The sequence below is a fragment of the Croceicoccus esteveae genome (genome assembly GCF_031846435.1).
Classification (GTDB): Bacteria; Pseudomonadota; Alphaproteobacteria; order Sphingomonadales; family Sphingomonadaceae; genus Croceicoccus; species Croceicoccus esteveae.
Map to the genome: position 1 here is coordinate 51,743 of NZ_JAVRHS010000001.1, position 17,878 is coordinate 69,620.

General features: G+C 61.7%; 17 protein-coding genes. 9 read left to right on the top strand and 8 right to left on the bottom strand.

Going from position 1 to position 17,878, the window contains the following annotated elements:
- Positions 1–93: 93 nt before the first annotated feature.
- Together pgeF and pepN are read right to left on the bottom strand one after the other, a co-directional pair.
- Positions 94–864, bottom strand: a complete 771-nt coding sequence (gene pgeF, locus RM533_RS00235) for a peptidoglycan editing factor PgeF (protein ID WP_311339188.1) — start codon at positions 862–864, stop codon at positions 94–96.
- Complete coding sequence (gene pepN / locus RM533_RS00240; RefSeq protein ID WP_311339189.1) at positions 861–3,533, bottom strand: aminopeptidase N; 2,673 nt, start codon at positions 3,531–3,533, stop codon at positions 861–863. The genes pgeF and pepN overlap by 4 nt, the downstream gene beginning before the upstream one ends.
- 85 nt (positions 3,534–3,618) lie before the next feature.
- On the opposite strand from pepN, the gene RM533_RS00245 reads away from it, so the two are divergent.
- On the top strand, positions 3,619–4,446 hold the full coding sequence (locus RM533_RS00245) for a Rossmann-fold NAD(P)-binding domain-containing protein (protein WP_311339190.1): 828 nt from the start codon (positions 3,619–3,621) through the stop codon (positions 4,444–4,446).
- Here RM533_RS00245 and RM533_RS00250 read toward each other — a convergent pair.
- The 4 genes from RM533_RS00250 to pyk all read right to left on the bottom strand — a co-directional run bounded on the left by RM533_RS00250 (position 4,430) and on the right by pyk (position 10,233).
- A complete protein-coding gene (locus RM533_RS00250; protein ID WP_311339191.1) occupies positions 4,430–5,359 on the bottom strand; it encodes a DMT family transporter in 930 nt (309 codons plus the stop codon). The two genes, RM533_RS00245 and RM533_RS00250, sit on opposite strands and share 17 nt — an antisense overlap.
- 1 nt (position 5,360) lies before the next feature.
- On the bottom strand, positions 5,361–6,362 hold the full coding sequence (locus RM533_RS00255; RefSeq protein WP_311339670.1) for a threonine aldolase family protein: 1,002 nt from the start codon (positions 6,360–6,362) through the stop codon (positions 5,361–5,363).
- Between the two features lie 97 nt (positions 6,363–6,459).
- Positions 6,460–8,718, bottom strand: coding sequence for a TonB-dependent receptor (locus RM533_RS00260; RefSeq protein ID WP_311339192.1), 2,259 nt, complete (start codon positions 8,716–8,718; stop codon positions 6,460–6,462).
- Positions 8,719–8,772: 54 nt separating this feature from the next.
- The gene (pyk, locus tag RM533_RS00265; protein WP_311339193.1) at positions 8,773–10,233 is read right to left on the bottom strand and encodes a pyruvate kinase; all 1,461 of its coding nucleotides are present in this window, start codon (positions 10,231–10,233) and stop codon (positions 8,773–8,775) included.
- A gap of 174 nt (positions 10,234–10,407) precedes the next feature.
- Here pyk and RM533_RS00270 point away from each other — a divergent pair, with 174 nt between their 5' ends.
- The 8 genes from RM533_RS00270 to ruvB all read left to right on the top strand — a co-directional run bounded on the left by RM533_RS00270 (position 10,408) and on the right by ruvB (position 16,001).
- Positions 10,408–10,704: a DUF1244 domain-containing protein gene (locus RM533_RS00270; protein ID WP_311339671.1), complete on the top strand. Its 297-nt coding sequence runs from the start codon at positions 10,408–10,410 to the stop codon at positions 10,702–10,704.
- 127 nt (positions 10,705–10,831) lie between these two features.
- Positions 10,832–11,107 (top strand): DUF2312 domain-containing protein, encoded by a 276-nt coding sequence (locus RM533_RS00275; RefSeq protein WP_311339672.1) that lies wholly within the window; start codon positions 10,832–10,834, stop codon positions 11,105–11,107.
- 113 nt (positions 11,108–11,220) lie between these two features.
- Complete coding sequence (locus RM533_RS00280; RefSeq protein ID WP_311339194.1) at positions 11,221–12,081, top strand: SDR family oxidoreductase; 861 nt, start codon at positions 11,221–11,223, stop codon at positions 12,079–12,081.
- Positions 12,082–12,524: 443 nt separating this feature from the next.
- On the top strand, positions 12,525–13,283 hold the full coding sequence (locus RM533_RS00285) for a YebC/PmpR family DNA-binding transcriptional regulator (protein ID WP_311339195.1): 759 nt from the start codon (positions 12,525–12,527) through the stop codon (positions 13,281–13,283).
- A gap of 47 nt (positions 13,284–13,330) precedes the next feature.
- Complete coding sequence (gene ruvC, locus RM533_RS00290) at positions 13,331–13,810, top strand: crossover junction endodeoxyribonuclease RuvC (RefSeq protein ID WP_311339673.1); 480 nt, start codon at positions 13,331–13,333, stop codon at positions 13,808–13,810.
- Positions 13,797–14,291 (top strand): nucleoside deaminase, encoded by a 495-nt coding sequence (locus tag RM533_RS00295; RefSeq protein ID WP_311339196.1) that lies wholly within the window; start codon positions 13,797–13,799, stop codon positions 14,289–14,291. The genes ruvC and RM533_RS00295 overlap by 14 nt, the downstream gene beginning before the upstream one ends.
- Before the next feature lie 76 nt (positions 14,292–14,367).
- Positions 14,368–14,964 (top strand): Holliday junction branch migration protein RuvA, encoded by a 597-nt coding sequence (gene ruvA / locus RM533_RS00300; protein ID WP_311339197.1) that lies wholly within the window; start codon positions 14,368–14,370, stop codon positions 14,962–14,964.
- Positions 14,964–16,001, top strand: coding sequence for a Holliday junction branch migration DNA helicase RuvB (gene ruvB, locus RM533_RS00305; RefSeq protein ID WP_311339198.1), 1,038 nt, complete (start codon positions 14,964–14,966; stop codon positions 15,999–16,001). The genes ruvA and ruvB overlap by 1 nt, the downstream gene beginning before the upstream one ends.
- Here ruvB and RM533_RS00310 read toward each other — a convergent pair.
- Entirely contained in the window at positions 15,998–16,993 is a 996-nt protein-coding gene (locus RM533_RS00310) for a cation diffusion facilitator family transporter (RefSeq protein ID WP_311339674.1), read from the bottom strand. The genes ruvB and RM533_RS00310 overlap by 4 nt on opposite strands.
- A gap of 39 nt (positions 16,994–17,032) precedes the next feature.
- Positions 17,033–17,689 (bottom strand): monofunctional biosynthetic peptidoglycan transglycosylase, encoded by a 657-nt coding sequence (mtgA, locus tag RM533_RS00315; RefSeq protein ID WP_311339199.1) that lies wholly within the window; start codon positions 17,687–17,689, stop codon positions 17,033–17,035.
- Positions 17,690–17,878: the final 189 nt, after the last annotated feature.

Consider the following 17,878-nt stretch of genomic DNA (forward strand, 5'->3'; position numbering starts at 1 on the left):
TCCTCTGCGCCGGTGTTGACGGGCAGGGGCATCGCTCCTGGTGCCGGACCTGCCAGGCCGCCCAGCGATTGCTCAAGTATCGAATAGTCGGGATCAGGTCGGCAAGGCGATCAGGCTGATCTGGCGGCCGTAAGCAGCCTCCCCTGCCAATGTGGAGCGGCGGTAGGAGAAGAATCGATCAGGTTGAGCGACGGTATCCTCATCCACCAGCTCGATCTTGCCAACGCCAGCGCGCGCCAGACGGACGGCAAGATAACCGCCCAAATCGAACAGATGATGGCCACAGCGTCCAGCCTTGAAAAAATTGCGGCTTTCTTCATCATCGGCAGCAAAGATCTGCACGAACCTGTCATCCACTTCGTAGCTTCTGGCGCCGATACAGGGACCAATGGCCGCGCGGATGGAACCGCGGCTGGCGCCGTGCTTCTCCATGAGGGCGATGGTGTTGTCAGTCACGCCGGCAAGGGCGCCGCGCCAGCCGGCATGGGCAGCGCCGATGACACCTGCCGTGCTGTCGGCAAGCAGCACAGGCGCGCAATCCGCCGTGACAATGCCGAGCAGCACATCGCGCGCGGTCGTTACCATGGCATCTGCGCGGGGACGGGCCTGCGCACCGCCAGCATCAGGGGCGTTGACAGTGACTGCCCGGGCGGAGTGGATCTGGTATACACTGCATAGCTGAGCGCCGGGGCGAACAGCGGCGACCGCAGCGTTCCGGTTGGCGGCAACAGCATCGGGTTCATCGCCTGACCCAAGGCCGGTATTCAGTCCGGCATAGATGCCTTGTGATATTCCGCCTTGCCGGCCCATGAACGCGTGCGGGATACCGGCAAGCCCTTGCGTGACGATTTTCTCCACGCTCATGCTGCGTCTGTGCCAAGGCTCTTGTCAACCTGTTCGCGCACGTCACGTGACAAATAGGAGCTTGCTGCAAGGCGCTTCAAAGCATCACGCATCAAGGCCGAGCGCGCCGGTTCAATGCGCCGCCAGCGGCCGAGCGATGGGACAAAGCGGGCTGCTGTCTGAGGATTGATCGGATCCAGCGCCAAGATGAGCCTGGCAAGCATTTCGTAACCGGCTCCACTTGCTTCGTGGAAGGCGGTCGGATTGCCTGCCATCGCCATGTAAAGTGCGCGCACGCGATTGGGATTTCTCAAGCTGAAATCATCCCGCTTAGCCAGCTTGCTGACCTGGTCGAGCACGTGTGGATGGTGCGCGCCTGCCTGAATGGCGTACCATTTGTCGATCACCAGCGCGTTGTCGCGATAACGCTGGGCAAAATCTTCCAGCAGCGTATCGCGAAGCGAGGTCTGCACTCCGGCAATGGCAACCAGTGCACCTTGCCTGTCAGTCATGTTGTCGGCGTTTTCGTACTGTCGCTGCGCCAGCCGAGCAGCTGCGTCTCCATCGGCCGCCGCGAGCAGGAACAAGGCGTGGTTTCGGACCTTGCGAGCACCGCGGCTCCCGGCATCAAGGCTGTAGCGATGCTGCGCTGTGCGGGTGTGCACGGCAGACAGCTGATCTGCACAAGCAGTGCCGATCGCCGCCTGCAGCGCAATGCGGGCAGTCTGAAGCGCGACCGGATCTGCTGGCGCCGCGGTTTCGATGAGCACGGAAATAGGCGGCAGCGTCATCAGTTCGCCACGCATCAGATCGTCGATCCGATCATCTGCAAGCGTGAATGAAAAGATGTCGGTGATTGCCCGACGGCGCTGCGTATCTGCACCCTGTGCGGCCGTGGCGAGAACTTCGGTCGTCAGGATCTGCTGCAATGCCTCATACCGGCAAAACGGATCATCATCGTGCATCGCCAGAAACTGCAAGCGGCTTTCGTCATGCGCGATGTCAAGATTGATGGGCGCGCTAAAGCCCCGATTGGCCGAAACCATCGGAGCCTCGCCAAATCCGTCAAAGCGGAACCGACATTCCCTGGCATCAAGGATCAGGAGATGCTCCTGCGCCCGGAATTCACCCGGTGCACTGTCGCTGCGGTCGAACAGCGCAATTTTCATTGGCATGACCATTGGCCGCGGCACCTGATCATCACCACTGGCAGATAATCGCTGCACGAATGTCAGCGTCACCGCACCTGTGCTGCTGTCATGCTTCATTGTCATGGATACATGCGGAGTGCCTGATTGTTCATACCAGCGCCGGAATCCGGCAAGGTCCAGCCCCGCGCCGTCCTCCATTGCCGATATGAAATCCTCACAGGTCGCTGCCTCTCCGTCATGGCGGGCGAAATAAAGATCGCTGCCTTTGCGGAAGGCATCCTCGCCTGCCATGGTGCGCATCATGCGAATGACTTCTGCACCCTTGTTGTAGACCGTCGCGGTATAGAAATTGGATATTTCCTGGTAGCTGTCGGGGCGGATCGGATGCGCCAGCGGGCCGGAGTCTTCCGGAAACTGTGCAGCGCGCAGGATGCGCACATCCTCTATCCGCTTGACAGCATCGCTGCCCATCGCCGCGCTGAACAGCTGGTCGCGCAGGACCGTAAACCCTTCCTTGAGGCTCAACTGGAACCAGTCGCGGCAAGTAACGCGATTGCCAGACCAGTTGTGGAAATATTCATGGCCGACCACGCCTTCGATTGCATCGTAATCAGCGTCGGTCGCGGTATCCGGTTCGGCCAGGATGTAACGGGTGTTGAAGATGTTGAGGCCCTTGTTCTCCATTGCGCCCATGTTGAAGTCCGAAACTGCAACGATGTTGAACACATCAAGATCATATTCGCGTCCGAAGACCTGCTCGTCCCACGCCATTGCGTGCTTCAGCGACTGCATGGCGTGCGCTGTCCCCGCCTCGTCGCCCGGCCGCACCCAGATCGCAAGATCGACCTTGCGGCCGGATCTGGTGGTGAAATCATCGCGATTGGCCACCAGCCGGCCAGCGACCAGCGCGAAGAGATAGGATGGTTTGGGCCACGGATCGTGCCAGACTGCAAAGTGCCGGCCATTGTCCAGGGCGCCGCTTTGCACGCAATTGCCATTGCTCAACAGGACAGGAAACTGCGCTGCTGAACCTTCCATGCGCACGGTGTAGGTGGAAAGGACGTCCGGCCGGTCCGGAAAAAAGCTTATCCGGCGGAAGCCCTGCGCCTCGCATTGGGTGCACAGCATCCCTTGCGATGCGTAAAACCCCATGAGCTGGGTGTTGGCAGCAGGATCAAGCCGCGTAAGGATGGTAATTTGCGCATCATCCTGTGCAAGCGGCAGGATCAGGTCGTCGCCTTCCATGTGCCAGCCTGTCGCAATGCCCCCGTCAACCATCACCGTTTCTGCAACTATTCCATCACCAAGGAGACAGATGCACTCCTCGCGCGCTGCTTGCGGATTGCGCCGCACGGTCATCAAGGCGGTTACGCAGGTGCATGTCAGCGCCAGATCGAAAGTCAGATGCACTTCAGGAACAAGCCACGCGGGCGGCCGGTAATCCTTGCGGTGAACGGTGAGTGGCTGCTGCGGCATCGGTGCTGCATCAGCAAGTTGCGGATTGCCAGCAGGCATGGCGGGGTTGCGGCTGATGTCCATGGCGCTTTACATGCGCCTTTCATCGCCCCGTGCAAGCCAAATGGCGCAGGGCAGGCATCGATGCAAGCCGACGGAGCACGCCATTATGAGACACATGCTGATCTTCGGGCTTGGTTATTCGGCCAAGCGCATCTGCCACCTTGCGCATGAGGCCGGCTGGACGGTGACAGCGACCGGGCGTGACGGCATGGTGGATTTTGCCGATACCGACCGGGTGCGCAGTGCCATTGCCGGCGCCGATGTCATTCTATCCTCCGTTCCGCCGTCGCGCACTGATGGAGATGATCCGGTGCTGCTGCATTACGGCGCGCAACTGGAACGCCATGCCGGCTGGATTGGCTATCTGTCCTCTACCGGAGTTTACGGTGACAGGGGCGGGGCATGGGTTGATGAAAGCACGCCGGTCGGTTCAGGCAGGCGCAGTGCGCGTGTTGACGCCGACGCACACTGGCTGGCGTTGGGCGCGCGGGTGTTCCGGTTACCGGGCATCTATGGCCCAGGACGCAGCGCGCTTGACCGGGTGCGCGAAGGCAAGGCGCACCGTATCGACCTGCCGGAACAGGTTTTCAGCCGCATTCATGTCGAGGATCTGGCCCGCGGCGTGATTGCGGGGCTTGATGCGCCTGCAGGGGCGTACAACCTTGCCGACAGACTGCCAGCAAGCCACAATGCAGTTGTCGAGGAGGCTTGCCGGTTGCTGCATCGCAAGCCTCCAGCCATGCAGACCTTGGAAGAGGCTGACCTGTCTCCCATGGCGCGCGGGTTCTATGCCGAAAATCGGCGGGTCGCCAATGTGAAGGCAAAACGTGTGCTTGGCTGGTATCCTGCTTTTCCGACCTTCAGGGAAGGGCTGGTGGCATGCCTGACCGACTGTCGCGCCCATCGGGCAGATCCGGTCAGCGCCGGGATCTGAGCGCGATGACCAGCCCCACCATTGCAAGCACCGCTCCGCCACCTGCCAGCGTTGTCCAGCGATACCCCTCGAACAGGGTTGACAGGATCATCGCAACCACGGGCACTGCCACCCCGTTATATGCCGCCCGTCCAGGACCGATCAGCCGGATGAGATTGAAATACAGCGGGAAAGTGATGACTGATCCGACAATGGCCAGATAGGCGATGCCGGCTGCATATTGCCAGCGCCCATCCCAGACAGGTGGTCCTGAAGTGGCATAGGCAAAGACGGCATCGCACAGTGTGCCTGCCAGCATGGCCCAGGCCAGCAACGGCACCATCGCCTGGCGCTTTGCCCGTTCGCTCCCTTGCGCAACATTTGCGACAGACGCTGAAAGGATACCGCCCACGGTCAGCAAGATGCCGAGCGGCACGTTCATGCCCGCAGGTGCTGCGCGATACTCATGCGTCATCAGCAATGCGATGCCGCCAATCGCGATTGCTGATCCGATGGTGAAGCCGCGCGTGATGTGCTGGCCTAAAAAGATGCGACCCAACAGCGCATTGGGCACCATCAGCATGGCAAAACACACCGCCACCAGACCCGACGTGATGTGCAGTTCGGCCCGGTAGACGAACTGGAAGTTCATCATGAACTGGCTGATGCCGACAAACGCGGCGATGATCACGCCACCGGGAAGCAGGCGCAGTGTCTCCTTGCGCCAGACAGCAAGCGCAAACATGCCGATTGTCGCCAGTGCAAACCTGTAGGTCACGGTCCAGCCGGGCGGCACCATGCTGATCTGGTCCTTGATGACGAGCCATGTCGAACCCCAGATCAGCGTTACTAGGATGAAGGACACGATGATGCGCGGGCGCATCGCCTCTGCCATGGCAGGATCGACGGCAGGTTTTACCAGTTCATGCGCCATGTCAAAGGGCGGCGATTGCACGCGCGAGCGCTGCTGCATCTTCGGCACGGGTATTCCAGCAGGTGACAAACCGAACTGCATTTTCGCCCCAGTCGTAGAAGCTGAAGCCCTGCGCACGCAGAGCAGCAGCTTCCGGCGCGCTCAGTGTCATGAAGACTTCGTTTGCTTCCACCTTCCGGAGCAGGCGATCCCTTGCCCCGCCAGCAAGCTCACCCGCCGCTGCATTGGCATGCCGGGCGTTGTGCAGCCAGAGATCCGCCTCCAGCATGGACAGCAACTGCGCGGCCATGAAGCGTCCCTTGGATTGTAACTGGCCGGCGCGCTTGCGGCGGTATCGAGCCTGTGCGGCAAGCGAGGGGTCGAAGAACACCAGTGCCTCTGCCGACATGCCGCCGTTCTTGATGAAGCCGAACGCCAGCGTATCGACGCCATGCGCTGCTGACGCCTGCGCTGGCGAACAGCCAAGATACGCAACTGCATTGGCAAATCGTGCGCCGTCCATGTGCAGCCGCAGCTTGCGCATGTTGGCGTAGGCACCGATGCGATGCAGTTCGCCGGGCGTGTAGACCTGCCCGTATTCGCTGGCCTGCGTGATCGCGATGGCGTGCGGCTGGACCTGGTGGACATCGTCGCGAACTGGGTCGATGATCTGGGCAATTGCCTGCGGAGTGAGCTTTGCTCCTTCGCCCGGTGCCAGCAGCAGTTTGGCGCCATGCGTGAAGAAACCTGGCGCACCGCCTTCATCGACTTCAATATGCGCTTCGCTGTGACACACGATTCCGCCATAAGGAGGCACCAGGCACGCAAGCGCGATGCAGTTGGCCGCAGTGCCGGTGCTGGTCCAGAGGACCGCGCATTCCTGCTCGAACAACAAGGAAAAGCGTTCATCCAGCCGGGCTGACAATGCATCTGCATCATAAGGTCGGTCGGTGTCATCTGCTGCGGCCATTGCGGCCCATACAGCAGGATGCACAGGCGCGGCGTTGTCGGACAGGAACTGCATCAGCCGCCCATGCGAAGCCGGCACCTGGCAGTCAAGGGCAGGGCAGCACCTTCAATGACCAGGCGGTGAAGCCAACAAGGCGCGAAAAATGGCCGCATCACAGGTCCATGTTGATCGCAACACCCAGCCGCCGGCCCTTGCCAACAGGGCTGAACGTGCCGGCAGCCGGACGCGGATCGAACGGTGTATCCTCACCATCGGAAAAGGCGCCGCCTGCAAATGGCAGCTGCGTGTCTCCGCCGAACTGGATGCTGTCGAGGAGATTACGACCATAGATGGTGACGCGTATGGCAGGATCGGCAAACGATAGGCCGATGCTTGCATCCAGACTGTCAAATGGATCGACATAGCCGAAATTGTTGTCGGTATAGGCATAACGGTCACGATGCTGAAACGCGAGCCGCGCTGTCAGCGTCGCATCGCCGGCATTCGCTTGTGCAAGCGCGGTGATCCCGTACGTCCAGCTTGGCACACGCGGCAGGCGCAACGCGCGGTCCTGCGCATCGAGCGCGCCGTCACCCGAAAGGTCCAGGAAGACCTTGCGGTAATCTGCATCCGTGTGGCCGGCGTTCGCGCTGATGGTCAAGGCGGACCCGAGTGCGAAACGGCCTTCTATCTCGCCGCCGCGGATGCGTGCGTCGGCCGTATTATACACCGATTGCGCAAGGCCCGAGCTTTGGCTTGCCACGCTGATTTCGCGCTGAAGATCGCGCACCTCGCTCCAGAACAGCGCGGCGTTGACTGACGCCCGCCCGCCAGCATCCTGCCACTTGAAGCCAAACTCGAAGCTGTCGACGGTCTCCTCGTCAAAGGCTGCAGAGCCGAAGCTTCCTGCAATCTGTTCAAAGGCAAGGGGTTGCGTCACACGAAGATTGTAACCGCCGGACCGGTGCCCGCGGGTCCAGCTTGCATAAGGTTGCGCTTCCCGGCTCAGCTGCCACGACAGCGCGAGACGCGGCGAAAGGCTGTTCCATCCTTGTCCATCGCTGATCCCGTTAGGCTCGTTGGTGATCGGATTGATGCCACTTGTCGGACAGCTTTCCGCAATGACGGAGCAGGCCGGGCGCGGGCGGACATAGGTGATTGCCGCCTGTTTTTCCTCCCGTGACCAGCGCAAGCCCGCGGTAAGGTCCAGCCGATCATGCAACGGGTAGTCGACCTTGGCATAGAAGGCATAGACATCATGGTCCTGCCTGCCGCCGCCAAAGAACCGCGCCGTTCCAAGAGCCGGCAGGGATCTGTCTTCGTCATAGGCGACCTTCTGCGTGAAAAAATATCCGCCCGCGATCAGCGTGCCCCCTGCTGCGGCTCCGGACCAGAACAGATCATTTGAAAATTGCTCCTGGCTGGTGCCCGTGTCCGAGTGAAAGATGAACTGCGGGCTGGAATCGATGTCGTTGCGCGTGCGAAGGTCGTACTCGCGCCAGCCAAACACGTTGGTCAACTTGCCTCTGCCCAGATCATAGCTTCCGCGCAGCACTGCAAAAGCAGCGCGGCTGGTGTAGAATCCCGGCTCGTCGACAGACAGATTGAATCCGAACCGGCTGTTCTGCCCATGGTTCTGTGTCGTTGCGCCGTCGCCGCTGCTGTCGTGCCACTCGCCTTTTGCCGTAAGAGTAAGTCGCTGCGTCAACAGCATCGTCGTCGCGGCGCGCAGAACAGTGGTTTGAGCAGCGCCGAAATCGCGGTTGTCGAACCGGTTGCGGAAATATCCTCCGTCGCTGGTGTGGAGTGCTCCCAGTCTGATCGCCAGCCGATCCGACAAGGACCCGCTCATGACAGCCTGCATGCCGGCAAGAGGAGCACCGCGCCCTTGGTCTATCGGCGCTTCGACGTGCAGCCGGGCGCTGCCCTGCCAATCGAAGGTGGGGTCCCCTGTTTCTACCAGCACCGCGCCGCCGGTGGTGTTGCGGCCGAACAGGACGCTTTGCGGCCCGCGCAGGATTTCGACTGTTCTCACATCCAGCGCATCGAACACCGTGCCGGTATTCACGCCCATGTAAACACCGTCCACGAACAGGCCCACGGCTGGATCGATCGAGGGAATGGAGCTGTTGATGCCCAGTCCGCGGATGGTGAAATTCGCCACCCCTGCAAAGGTGCCGACCGGGTCCAGCGAAACATTGGGCGCACCAAAGCTCAAGGAGGAAAGGTCAGTAAACTGCCGCAGCTGCAAATCCTGGTCGTCCAGTGTAATGGCGCTGCCAGGATAATCGGCAAGACGGGTGTCATCCTGCTTGCCGGTAACGACGATCTCCTGTGCTGCAACGGCGCTGGACCATGATGACGCCCACAGCCCGATAGCTGCTGCTGCAAATATGCGCAGGCGCGCAGCCCGCCGCAGAGGTGGAACCATGGTCAGTCGCTCTCCAGAAACCGGATGCAGGCAGCATTGCGCACGCCGCAGGTGTCAAACTTCTTCCGGATGGCTCTTGAGCTCGTCTCCTGTCAAGGTGACGACGTGCAGAAGATTGGTAGCGCCAGGGCGGCCGAACGGCACCCCTGCCAGCACGACGAGCTTGGCACCAGCCTCGCCAAAGCCGTTGCGCAGCGCCATGCGTTTGCCCTTGGCAATCATGCCTTCAAAACTGCCGATGTCTTTCGTACGCACGGCATGCGCGCCCCACAAGAGAGCCAGGCGCCGCGCGGTCTGCAATTCGGGTGTAAGGACAAGGAGCGGCACGTTGGGCCGCTCGCGCGACACCCGCCGCGCACTGCTGCCCGAGGAGGTGAACACGCAGATCGCCGCGATGTTCAGCGTGCGCGCAATCGATGAACATGCCTCGGCAAGTGCATCCGAAGTGGTGGCATCAGGCTTTACGTGACCGAGCGCGATACGCCTGGCGTAGCCGGGATCGCGTTCGACCTGCCCTGCGATGCGGTCCATGATCGTCACGGCTTCGACCGGCCACTGCCCCGCGGCGGTTTCAGCCGACAGCATGACCGCATCGGCACCATCGTAAACCGCGTTGGCCACGTCGGACACCTCGGCCCGCGTGGGCGCGGGGCTGACGATCATGGATTCGAGCATTTGCGTGGCGACCACCACCGGCTTGCCCGCCGCGCGTGCCTGTTCGACAATTCTTTTTTGAAGCGGGGGCACTTCTTCAGGCAGCAGTTCGACGCCAAGGTCGCCGCGCGCCACCATCAGCCCGTCGGAAATCTCCAGGATGGCATCGAGGTGACGCACTGCCAGCGGTTTTTCGATCTTTGCCATCAGTGCGCCATATGGACCCATCAGCTTGCGCGCTTCTGCGACATCCGTGGCCCGCTGAACGAAGGACAGGCCGATCCAGTCAGCCTTGTGCTGCACGGCAAAGGCAAGGTCGCGCCGGTCCTTTTCCGTCAGGGCCGGGATGGGGATTTCTGCGTCGGGAACATTGATGCCCTTACGGTCCGAAATGACGCCGCCCACATCCGCGCTGCACAGGATCTCGTCGGGTCCTGCCCGAATGATGCGCAATTGCAGCTTGCCATCATCAAGCAGGAGCCGCTGTCCCTTGTTCAAAAGCCCGAAGAGTTCCGGATGGGGCAGGAAGACGCGGGTGTCATCGCCCAGTTCGTCAATCCGGTCGAGAGTGAAATGACCGGAATGGCGGATGACTGCACGGCCGCCCTTGAACTTGCCTACGCGCAGCTTGGGGCCTTGCAGGTCGCACAAGATAGCGATCGGACGGCCGGTCTGCTGCTCCACGTTTCTGATCGCGGCGATGGTTGCGGCATGTTCGGCATGTTCGCCATGGCTCATGTTGATGCGGAAAGCGTCAGCTCCTGCCTTGAGCAACCGGTCGATCATTTGCGGTTCACGGCTGGCGGGACCAAGGGTGGCAAGGATCTTGACCTTGCGCGCGCGAGGATCGAATTTATGCACGAGATTTCCCGAATTGCTGCTGCCGGCCCAGTGCCGATGTCCAATGCTGCCCTATTTGGTGCAGGCTGGCCCCGCAAGCGCCGGTTGATCCAAAATGCCGTATGGTCCAAAATGCCATCTGGTCTCAAATGGAGGAAATCTGCTTTGCCCGATCACCAACCAGACCCGCTCGACATGCTTGACGATGCGCAGGCAGCCGCTGCATTTCGCCGCCTGGTGCGTCATCTGCGCCAGCGTCACGATGCGCAGAACATCGACCTCATGGGCCTTGCTGGATTTTGCCGCAATTGTCTGGCCGATTGGGTGCAGGATGCAGGCTTTGAAGGTGACAGGAACGCAGCGCGCGCCATGATCCATGGCATGCCGATGGAACAGTGGAAGGAGCGCTATCAGAGCCCCGCAAGCGAGGAGCAGCTTGCCCGCATGGACGTCAGCATGAAGCGCAACAAGGCAGGCACCCCACCGCCTTGAACGCAGCTACCGGCCCGAGATGGCTCGATTGTGGATGAAATTGCCCGAGGCGGGTTCACTGTTCGGCCGTGTCCCGCTATCAGCCGCGTCCACCCGTGATTCCCGCTTCCAGTTGGAGAACAGCCTGATGGCCACCGTTCCTGCCGCCAATGATGAGACAGGCGCCCAGCCTCAGACCCATGACGATCGCCTGCGCCTGCTGATCGAACGCATTGAGCGGCTGGAGGAGGAGAAGAAAGGCATCGCGGACGATATCCGCGATGTTTACGCAGAGGCAAAGGCGGTCGGATACGATGCCAAGATCATGCGGCAGATCGTGCGGTTGCGCAAGATGAAGGCCGATGACCGGCGCGAAATGGATATGGTTCTGGAAACCTACAAGGCAGCGCTCGGTATCGAATAGGGCGTGACGGTCACCCTCGTCCCGACTGTCCGGGGCGCCGGCGCGCCAACTTGCGGAACTGCAAGGGCAGGTCGTTCATTTTCTTAAGCAAGCTTTAGAAAAAGGAACCAGCCATGGCCGACGCCAAGTTTGTCGAGAAAGTCGACGAGGAACCGGGGCTTCCCGGCAAGGAAGCAAATCTCGACCCAACTCCCGAATACATGCCCCGCTATCCTGGATCGGGCCGGCTGAAGGACAAGGTCGCGATCATCACCGGCGCAGATAGCGGCATTGGCAGGGCAGTCGCTATCCTGTTTGCCCGCGAAGGCGCGAAGGTTGCAATCTCCTACCTGTCCGAAGACGAGGATGCCAAGAAGACGGCGCGTCTCGTCGAGGATGAAGGCAGCGAGGCATTGCTGTTTGCGGGCGATCTTGGGCACAAGGATCTGTGCGAGCGGATCGTCGCCGAGACGGTTGCAAAATGGGGTCGGCTCGACGTTCTTGTGAACGATGCAGGCGAACAGCATCCTGACAAGAACATCACTGATATCACACCCGAACAATTGCAGCGCACGTTCCAGACCAACATCTTTGCGCAATTCTATATGGTGCAGGCTGCCCGTCCGCATCTGAAGAAAGGTGCTGCAATCATCAACACCACCAGTGTGACGATGTACAAGGGTTCGCCTGGCTTGCTTGATTACAGCGCCACGAAAGGCGCAATCACTGCCTTTACCCGGTCATTGTCCGGCAATCTGGTGGAAGACGGCATCCGGGTAAATGCGGTTGCGCCGGGGCCGATCTGGACTCCGCTTAACCCGGCGGGCGGCTCTCCTCCGGAGAAGATGGAGCATTTCGGCGAGTCGGTACCGATGGGCCGGCCCGGGCAGCCCAATGAGGTCGCACCGGCCTATCTGTTCCTGGCGTGCGCGGACTCGTCTTATATGACAGGACAGGTTCTGCACCCAAATGGCGGCAGCGTAGTCAACGGTTGACCGGGATGGCGGTGCGTGTCCCGCAAATGGTGCTGACGACAAATGATGACAGCTAGGGCGGCAGATGCGGGAACATGGGTGCATCATTAGAGGCGAGTGAGCGTGGGCGCCATCCGTTGCCCACATTCTTCGCCTCCATTGCCGAATCTGGCCCGGGCGCGTTCGGGCAGGCACAAGGTAGTGCTTGCCCGCGCCTGCAACGAGGCGCTGACCCAAAACAAAAGCCGGGCGCGCGCGTTTGGCGCAGATGGCATATCCGCATCGATCTTCTTTGAAAATGCTGTGCAGAAAGGTTCGATCCTGATGGCGGCGGACGGCGGGACTGCTGTTTTGCTGTCGCGAACCTGTACCTGGCGGTGGTCACAGGCAAACTTGCAGAAGAAAGACAGGCCGTCTAAGCAGCGTGCCACCCAGGGAAAGCCCCATACAGCAGGAGCAGGCAGGTGGCAGGCCATTCCAAATTCAAGAACATCATGCACAGGAAAGGCGCGCAGGACAAGAAGCGCTCCGCCATGTTTTCCAAGCTTTCGCGCGAGATCACCGTTGCGGCCAAGATGGGCATGGCCGACCCGGACATGAACCCGCGGCTGCGCCTTGCCATCAACGCGGCCAAGGCGCAGTCCATGCCCAAGGACAACATCCAGCGCGCCATCGACAAGGCGTCGGCGAACGAAGGCGATGATTACGAGGAAGTCCGCTACGAAGGATACGGTCCCGCCGGCGTCGCCATCATTGTCGAGGCGCTGACCGACAATCGCAACCGGACCGCCACCAACGTGCGCACTGCCTTTTCCAAGAACGGCGGCAATCTTGGCGCGTCGGGTTCAGTTGCGCACGGATTTGAACGGTTGGGCCTGATCGTCTATCCGGCACAGGGCAACGAGGTCGTTGCGGATGCGGATCGCGTCCTTGAAGCCGCGCTGGAAGCAGGCGCGCAGGATATGCAGTCAGGCGCGGAAGAGCATGAAATCTGGACCGCGGCCGAAGATCTGCACGAAGTTGCCAATGCGCTTGAACGCACGCTTGGCGAAGCAGAAGCGGTGAAGCTTGCCTGGAAGCCCAGCCTGACCGTCGATGTCGACGAAGCATCGGCGCAGACCCTGTTCAAGCTGGTCGATGCGCTTGACGATGATGACGATGTGCAGACCGTGTGGGGCAATTATGAAGTGTCGGACGCGGTTCTGGAACGGCTCGGCGAGTAGTTTCCGCCGGGTGCTGACGTTCTCGAGATGATGCGCAACCTGTGTCGCTGATCGTGATGGGGCTCGATCCGTCGCTGACCTGCACCGGCTGGGGTGTCGTGCGGGTGGAAGGCGCACGATTGTCGCACATTGCCAATGGTCAGCTGCCGACGGACAGCAAGCTGCCGATCGCGGAGCGGCTGCTGGCAATCCAGCAGGGCGTGTCCGCCGCGATTGCCGATCATCGCCCGCATATGGCCGCGGTCGAGGAGGTGTTCGTCAACAAGAACCCGCAATCCACGCTGAAGCTGGCACATGCGCGCGGCTGCGTGCTTGCCGCCTGCGCCGCGCATGGCGTGACCGTATTCGAACATTCCACGCGCATCGTCAAAAAGGCCGTGGTAGGAACAGGCGCCGCGCAGAAGGAGCAGGTGCAGGCCATGCTCAAGGTGCTGCTGCCTGGCGCCAGCATTGCCGGTCCCGATGCCGCCGATGCGCTTGCCGTTGCCATTGCCCATGCCCATCTGAAACCACATGAACGAAGATGACGAACGCTGGATGCGCGAGGCGATCGGCCTTGCCATCAGCAGCAAGGGAACCGATCCTGCCGATACCCCGATCGCCGCATTGGTCGTGCGCGATGGCGTGCTGATCGCCACCGGGGTGAACCGCACGGCAGAGGATTGCGACGCCACCGCTCATGCCGAGGTGGTCGCATTGCGTGCCGCAGGCGCGGCAACGGGTGACATGAAGATCGACGGCGCGACGCTGTACACCACCTTGCAACCTTGTGGCATGTGCAGCTTCGCCAGTATCTGGGCCGGCATGTCGCGTATCGTGTTCGGAGCGGGACGCGCTGATGTGCACGAAATGTATTTTGAGGATCGGCACCTTGGCGCTCTTGATTACATTGCCGACGCCTACAAGCAGGACCTGACGATCAGCGGTGGCGTGCTGGCAACAGATTGCGCTGCACTTTATTATGGTCCGCACGACAGCGTGCCGGACACGGAGCAAGCCAACAGCTGATCCGCAGCTTTGCGTTTTTGCGCATCATCGCCGCATCGGTGTTCCCATCCCGTTCCGCCTGCGCTAGCGTCTGGCGATGATTGCAAGACTATCCGGCAGGCTGGACGACACAGGCGTCGACTGGGCGGTGATCGACGTCGGCGGCGTTGGTTATCTGGTGCATTGTTCCGCCCGCACGCTGTCGTCGCTGGGCGACAGAGGGGACGGCTGCACCGTCTACACCGACCTTCAGGTCTCGGAAAACGACATGCGGCTGATCGGCTTTGCCAGCGGCGCCGAGCGTGACTGGTTCCGGCTGCTTACCGCAGTGCAGGGAGTGGGCTCGAAGGTCGCGCTGGCGATCCTGTCCGCGCTGTCCACACAGGATCTGCAACGCGCCTGTGCGGGGCAGGATGCCGCAACGGTTGCACGCGCCAATGGTGTAGGGCCAAAGCTTGCCAGTCGCATCGTCAATGAGTTGAAGGACCAGGCCGGCGGCTTGCCTGTCGCCGGGCCGGGCCTTTCTGTCGCCGCTCCGGGATCGGCCGACGCTGATGCTGTCTCCGCGTTGCAAAACCTCGGCTTCAAGCCAGTGGTGGCTGCCAATGCGGTCGCACAGGCGCAGGGCGAGCTTGGTGACGGAGCCGGGTTGAACGATCTTGTTCGCGTGGCATTGCGGCTGGCGGCGGGCTGATGACCGGCAATCCCATCCTTGCTTCGGGAAAGCAGCCCGAAGATGTCGATGCTGCGCTGCGCCCCAAGACGCTTGACGAGTTCGTCGGTCAACGGGCGGCGCGCGAGAACCTGCGCGTCTTTGTCGAAGCGGCGAAGGCGCGCGGCGAAGCCATGGACCATGTCCTGTTTTTCGGCCCGCCCGGACTTGGCAAGACAACGCTGGCGCAGATCGTTGCCAAGGAGCTTGGCGTTGGCTTTCGCGCCACCTCGGGGCCGGTCATTGCCAAGACGGGCGACCTTGCCGCCTTGCTCACCAATCTGGAAGCGGGCGACGTGCTGTTCATCGACGAGATTCACCGGCTGAACCCGGTGGTCGAGGAGGTGCTCTATCCCGCCATGGAGGACCGCGCGCTCGACCTCATCATCGGCGAAGGGCCATCGGCGCGGTCCGTGCGTATCGATCTGCCGCCGTTCACGCTGGTGGGAGCGACCACGCGCCAGGGGCTGCTGACGACGCCGCTGCGCGACCGCTTTGGCATTCCGGTCCGGCTGCAGTTCTACACCGTGGAGGAGCTTGAACGGGTGGTGACCCGCGCCGCGCGCCTCTTGAATCTTGGCATCGACAGCGGCGGCGCGACCGAAATCGCCCGCCGCGCCCGGGGCACGCCGCGTGTCGCAGGGCGGCTGCTGCGCCGGGTGCGTGATTTTGCCGATGTGGCCGGCGCGCGGCTGGTGACGCAGGCAATCGCGGATGATTCGCTCACCCGTCTGGAGGTGGACCGGCTCGGCCTTGACGCGATGGACCGTCGCTACCTTGCGATGGTGGCCGACATCTACAAGGGCGGGCCGGTCGGGGTGGAGACACTGGCCGCAGGGCTGTCGGAGCCGCGCGACACCATCGAGGAAGTTGTCGAGCCATACATGATCCAGCTTGGCCTGATTGCGCGCACGGCAAGAGGCCGCTGCCTGAACGATCGGGGCTGGCAACATCTCGGCCTTGCTCCACCTGGCGGTGCAACGCAAAGCGGGCTGTTCGACCTCGACGAGGTTCCCTAGCTGAAGCCCTCTGCGTTCTGCAGCGCGCAGAACCGGTCCATGTCGGTCTCGATCTGCAAGGTGGCATGTTCGATGCTGAAATCCTGGTGCAGCAGGTGCGCGGCATCATGCAGGAATTCGTCGCCAGGGTAGCCATCGGGCATAACGAGATGCGCGGTCAGTGCGCTTTGCGTGGTGCTCATCGGCCAGATGTGCAGATCGTGCAGCGCCGCCACACCGGGCAGAGCCTCCAGCCGGCGGCGCACCGCGCCTTCGTCAATGTTTTCCGGCACCGCCAGGAGCCCCATGCGCACGCTGTCCTTCAGCAGCCCCCAGGTGCCGACCGCGATGACACCCACGATGGCAAGGCTGGTAATCGGATCGATCCAGGCAAGGCCGGTCCACCAGATGAGCAATCCTGCCACCACCACCCCTGCCGATACCGCGGCATCGGCGACCATGTGCAGATAGGCGCCCCTGATGTTGAGATCGCCTTTCCTGCCGCGCATGAACAACAGCGCGGTGGCCGTGTTGATGACGATGCCGATGGCAGCAACGATCATGATCGGCCCCGGCGCGACCGGTGCAGGGTCGCCGAACCGTCGCAATGTCTCGACCAGGATGGCGCCCAGCGCGACAAGCAGCAACGCGGCATTGGCAATCGCTGCCAGGATCGAGCTTGATTTCAGCCCGTAGGTGAACCGCGCCGACGGTGGCCGTCTGGCCAGCACGCTTGCCCCCCAGGCAATGAGCAGCGACAGCACATCGGATAAATTGTGTCCGGCATCTGCAACAAGTGCCATCGAATTGTAGTACAGCCCCGCGCCCGCTTCCGCGATCACGAACGCGGTGTTGAGCGCAATCCCGATGGCAAAGGCACGGCCGAAACTTGCCGGGGCATGAGAGTGGCCCTGACGAGAGTGGCCCTGATGAGAGTGACCGGTATGGGAATGACCGGCATGGAAGTCGCCGCCCGGATCGCCGTTCGCGACATGATCGTGCTTGGTTTCCATCACGACCGCGCTTCCATCACAACTGTTGCCGCCAGCAGATCAGCCATAGACACAGGCATCGAGACCGTCGCGGCTGACCTGACCGATCCGCGCCTGAATTGTATTGCCGTAGCGGCGGGTAAAACCCGTCGGGTTGGTAACCGCCCGCCGCTTGGGCAGCGGCAGGGCAGCGGCCATTCGCGCGGCTTCGCTGGCGGTAAGTTCCTGCGCTCCATGGTTGAAATACCGCTGTGCGCCAGCTTCCACGCCATAGGTGCCGATGCCGGTTTCCGCGACATTGAGATAAACCTCCATGATCCGGCGTTTGCCCCAGATGTTCTCGATCAGGAACGTGAAATAGGCTTCCAGCCCTTTGCGGAAAAATCCGCCACCCTGCCACAGGAATGCGTTCTTCGCTGTCTGCTGGCTGATGGTGGAGCCGCCACGGATGCGCCCGCCTTGCGCATTGCGCCGGGCTGCCTCGGCAATGGCTTCGGTATCGAACCCGTTGTGCTGGCAAAACTTGCCGTCCTCGGCTGCGATGGCGGCGCGCACCATGTCGCGGTCAATCGCCTCAAGCGGGGTCCAGTCCTTGGTTACCGGGTTCTCGTCCATCAGCATTGTTGCCGTATAGGGAACAGGCACGACTGCATAAAGCGCCACCCATCCTACCGTCAGGATCAGGAACAGGATGGCGAGCCGGAACAGGAAGAACATGCAGGACAGGATCCATCATCTTGGCGGTCATGCCATCGCCAATGCAAGGCACGCTGCCAAATACCCGCTGCATGGCCGCCGCGCAATGGCGGGCAGAATGAAGCATCCCGGCATGATCTGCGGTCATCCGCCTGCAAAGCACATGAAAAAGGCCTGCTCCTGCTGGCGGAGCAGGCCTCGTCATGTGTT

Bases quoted from the DNA above. Each gene is read 5' to 3' on its own strand.
- pgeF (WP_311339188.1), bottom strand. From the start codon at position 864: ATGAGCGTGGAGAAAATCGTCACGCAAGGGCTTGCCGGTATCCCGCAC.
- pepN (WP_311339189.1), bottom strand. From the start codon at position 3,533: ATGGACATCAGCCGCAACCCCGCCATGCCTGCTGGCAATCCGCAACTT.
- RM533_RS00245 (WP_311339190.1), top strand. From the start codon at position 3,619: ATGAGACACATGCTGATCTTCGGGCTTGGTTATTCGGCCAAGCGCATC.
- RM533_RS00250 (WP_311339191.1), bottom strand. From the start codon at position 5,359: ATGGCGCATGAACTGGTAAAACCTGCCGTCGATCCTGCCATGGCAGAG.
- RM533_RS00255 (WP_311339670.1), bottom strand. From the start codon at position 6,362: ATGCAGTTCCTGTCCGACAACGCCGCGCCTGTGCATCCTGCTGTATGG.
- RM533_RS00260 (WP_311339192.1), bottom strand. From the start codon at position 8,718: ATGGTTCCACCTCTGCGGCGGGCTGCGCGCCTGCGCATATTTGCAGCA.
- RM533_RS00270 (WP_311339671.1), top strand. From the start codon at position 10,408: ATGCTTGACGATGCGCAGGCAGCCGCTGCATTTCGCCGCCTGGTGCGT.
- RM533_RS00275 (WP_311339672.1), top strand. From the start codon at position 10,832: ATGGCCACCGTTCCTGCCGCCAATGATGAGACAGGCGCCCAGCCTCAG.
- RM533_RS00280 (WP_311339194.1), top strand. From the start codon at position 11,221: ATGGCCGACGCCAAGTTTGTCGAGAAAGTCGACGAGGAACCGGGGCTT.
- RM533_RS00295 (WP_311339196.1), top strand. From the start codon at position 13,797: ATGAACGAAGATGACGAACGCTGGATGCGCGAGGCGATCGGCCTTGCC.
- ruvA (WP_311339197.1), top strand. From the start codon at position 14,368: ATGATTGCAAGACTATCCGGCAGGCTGGACGACACAGGCGTCGACTGG.
- ruvB (WP_311339198.1), top strand. From the start codon at position 14,964: ATGACCGGCAATCCCATCCTTGCTTCGGGAAAGCAGCCCGAAGATGTC.
- RM533_RS00310 (WP_311339674.1), bottom strand. From the start codon at position 16,993: ATGGAAACCAAGCACGATCATGTCGCGAACGGCGATCCGGGCGGCGAC.
- mtgA (WP_311339199.1), bottom strand. From the start codon at position 17,689: ATGTTCTTCCTGTTCCGGCTCGCCATCCTGTTCCTGATCCTGACGGTA.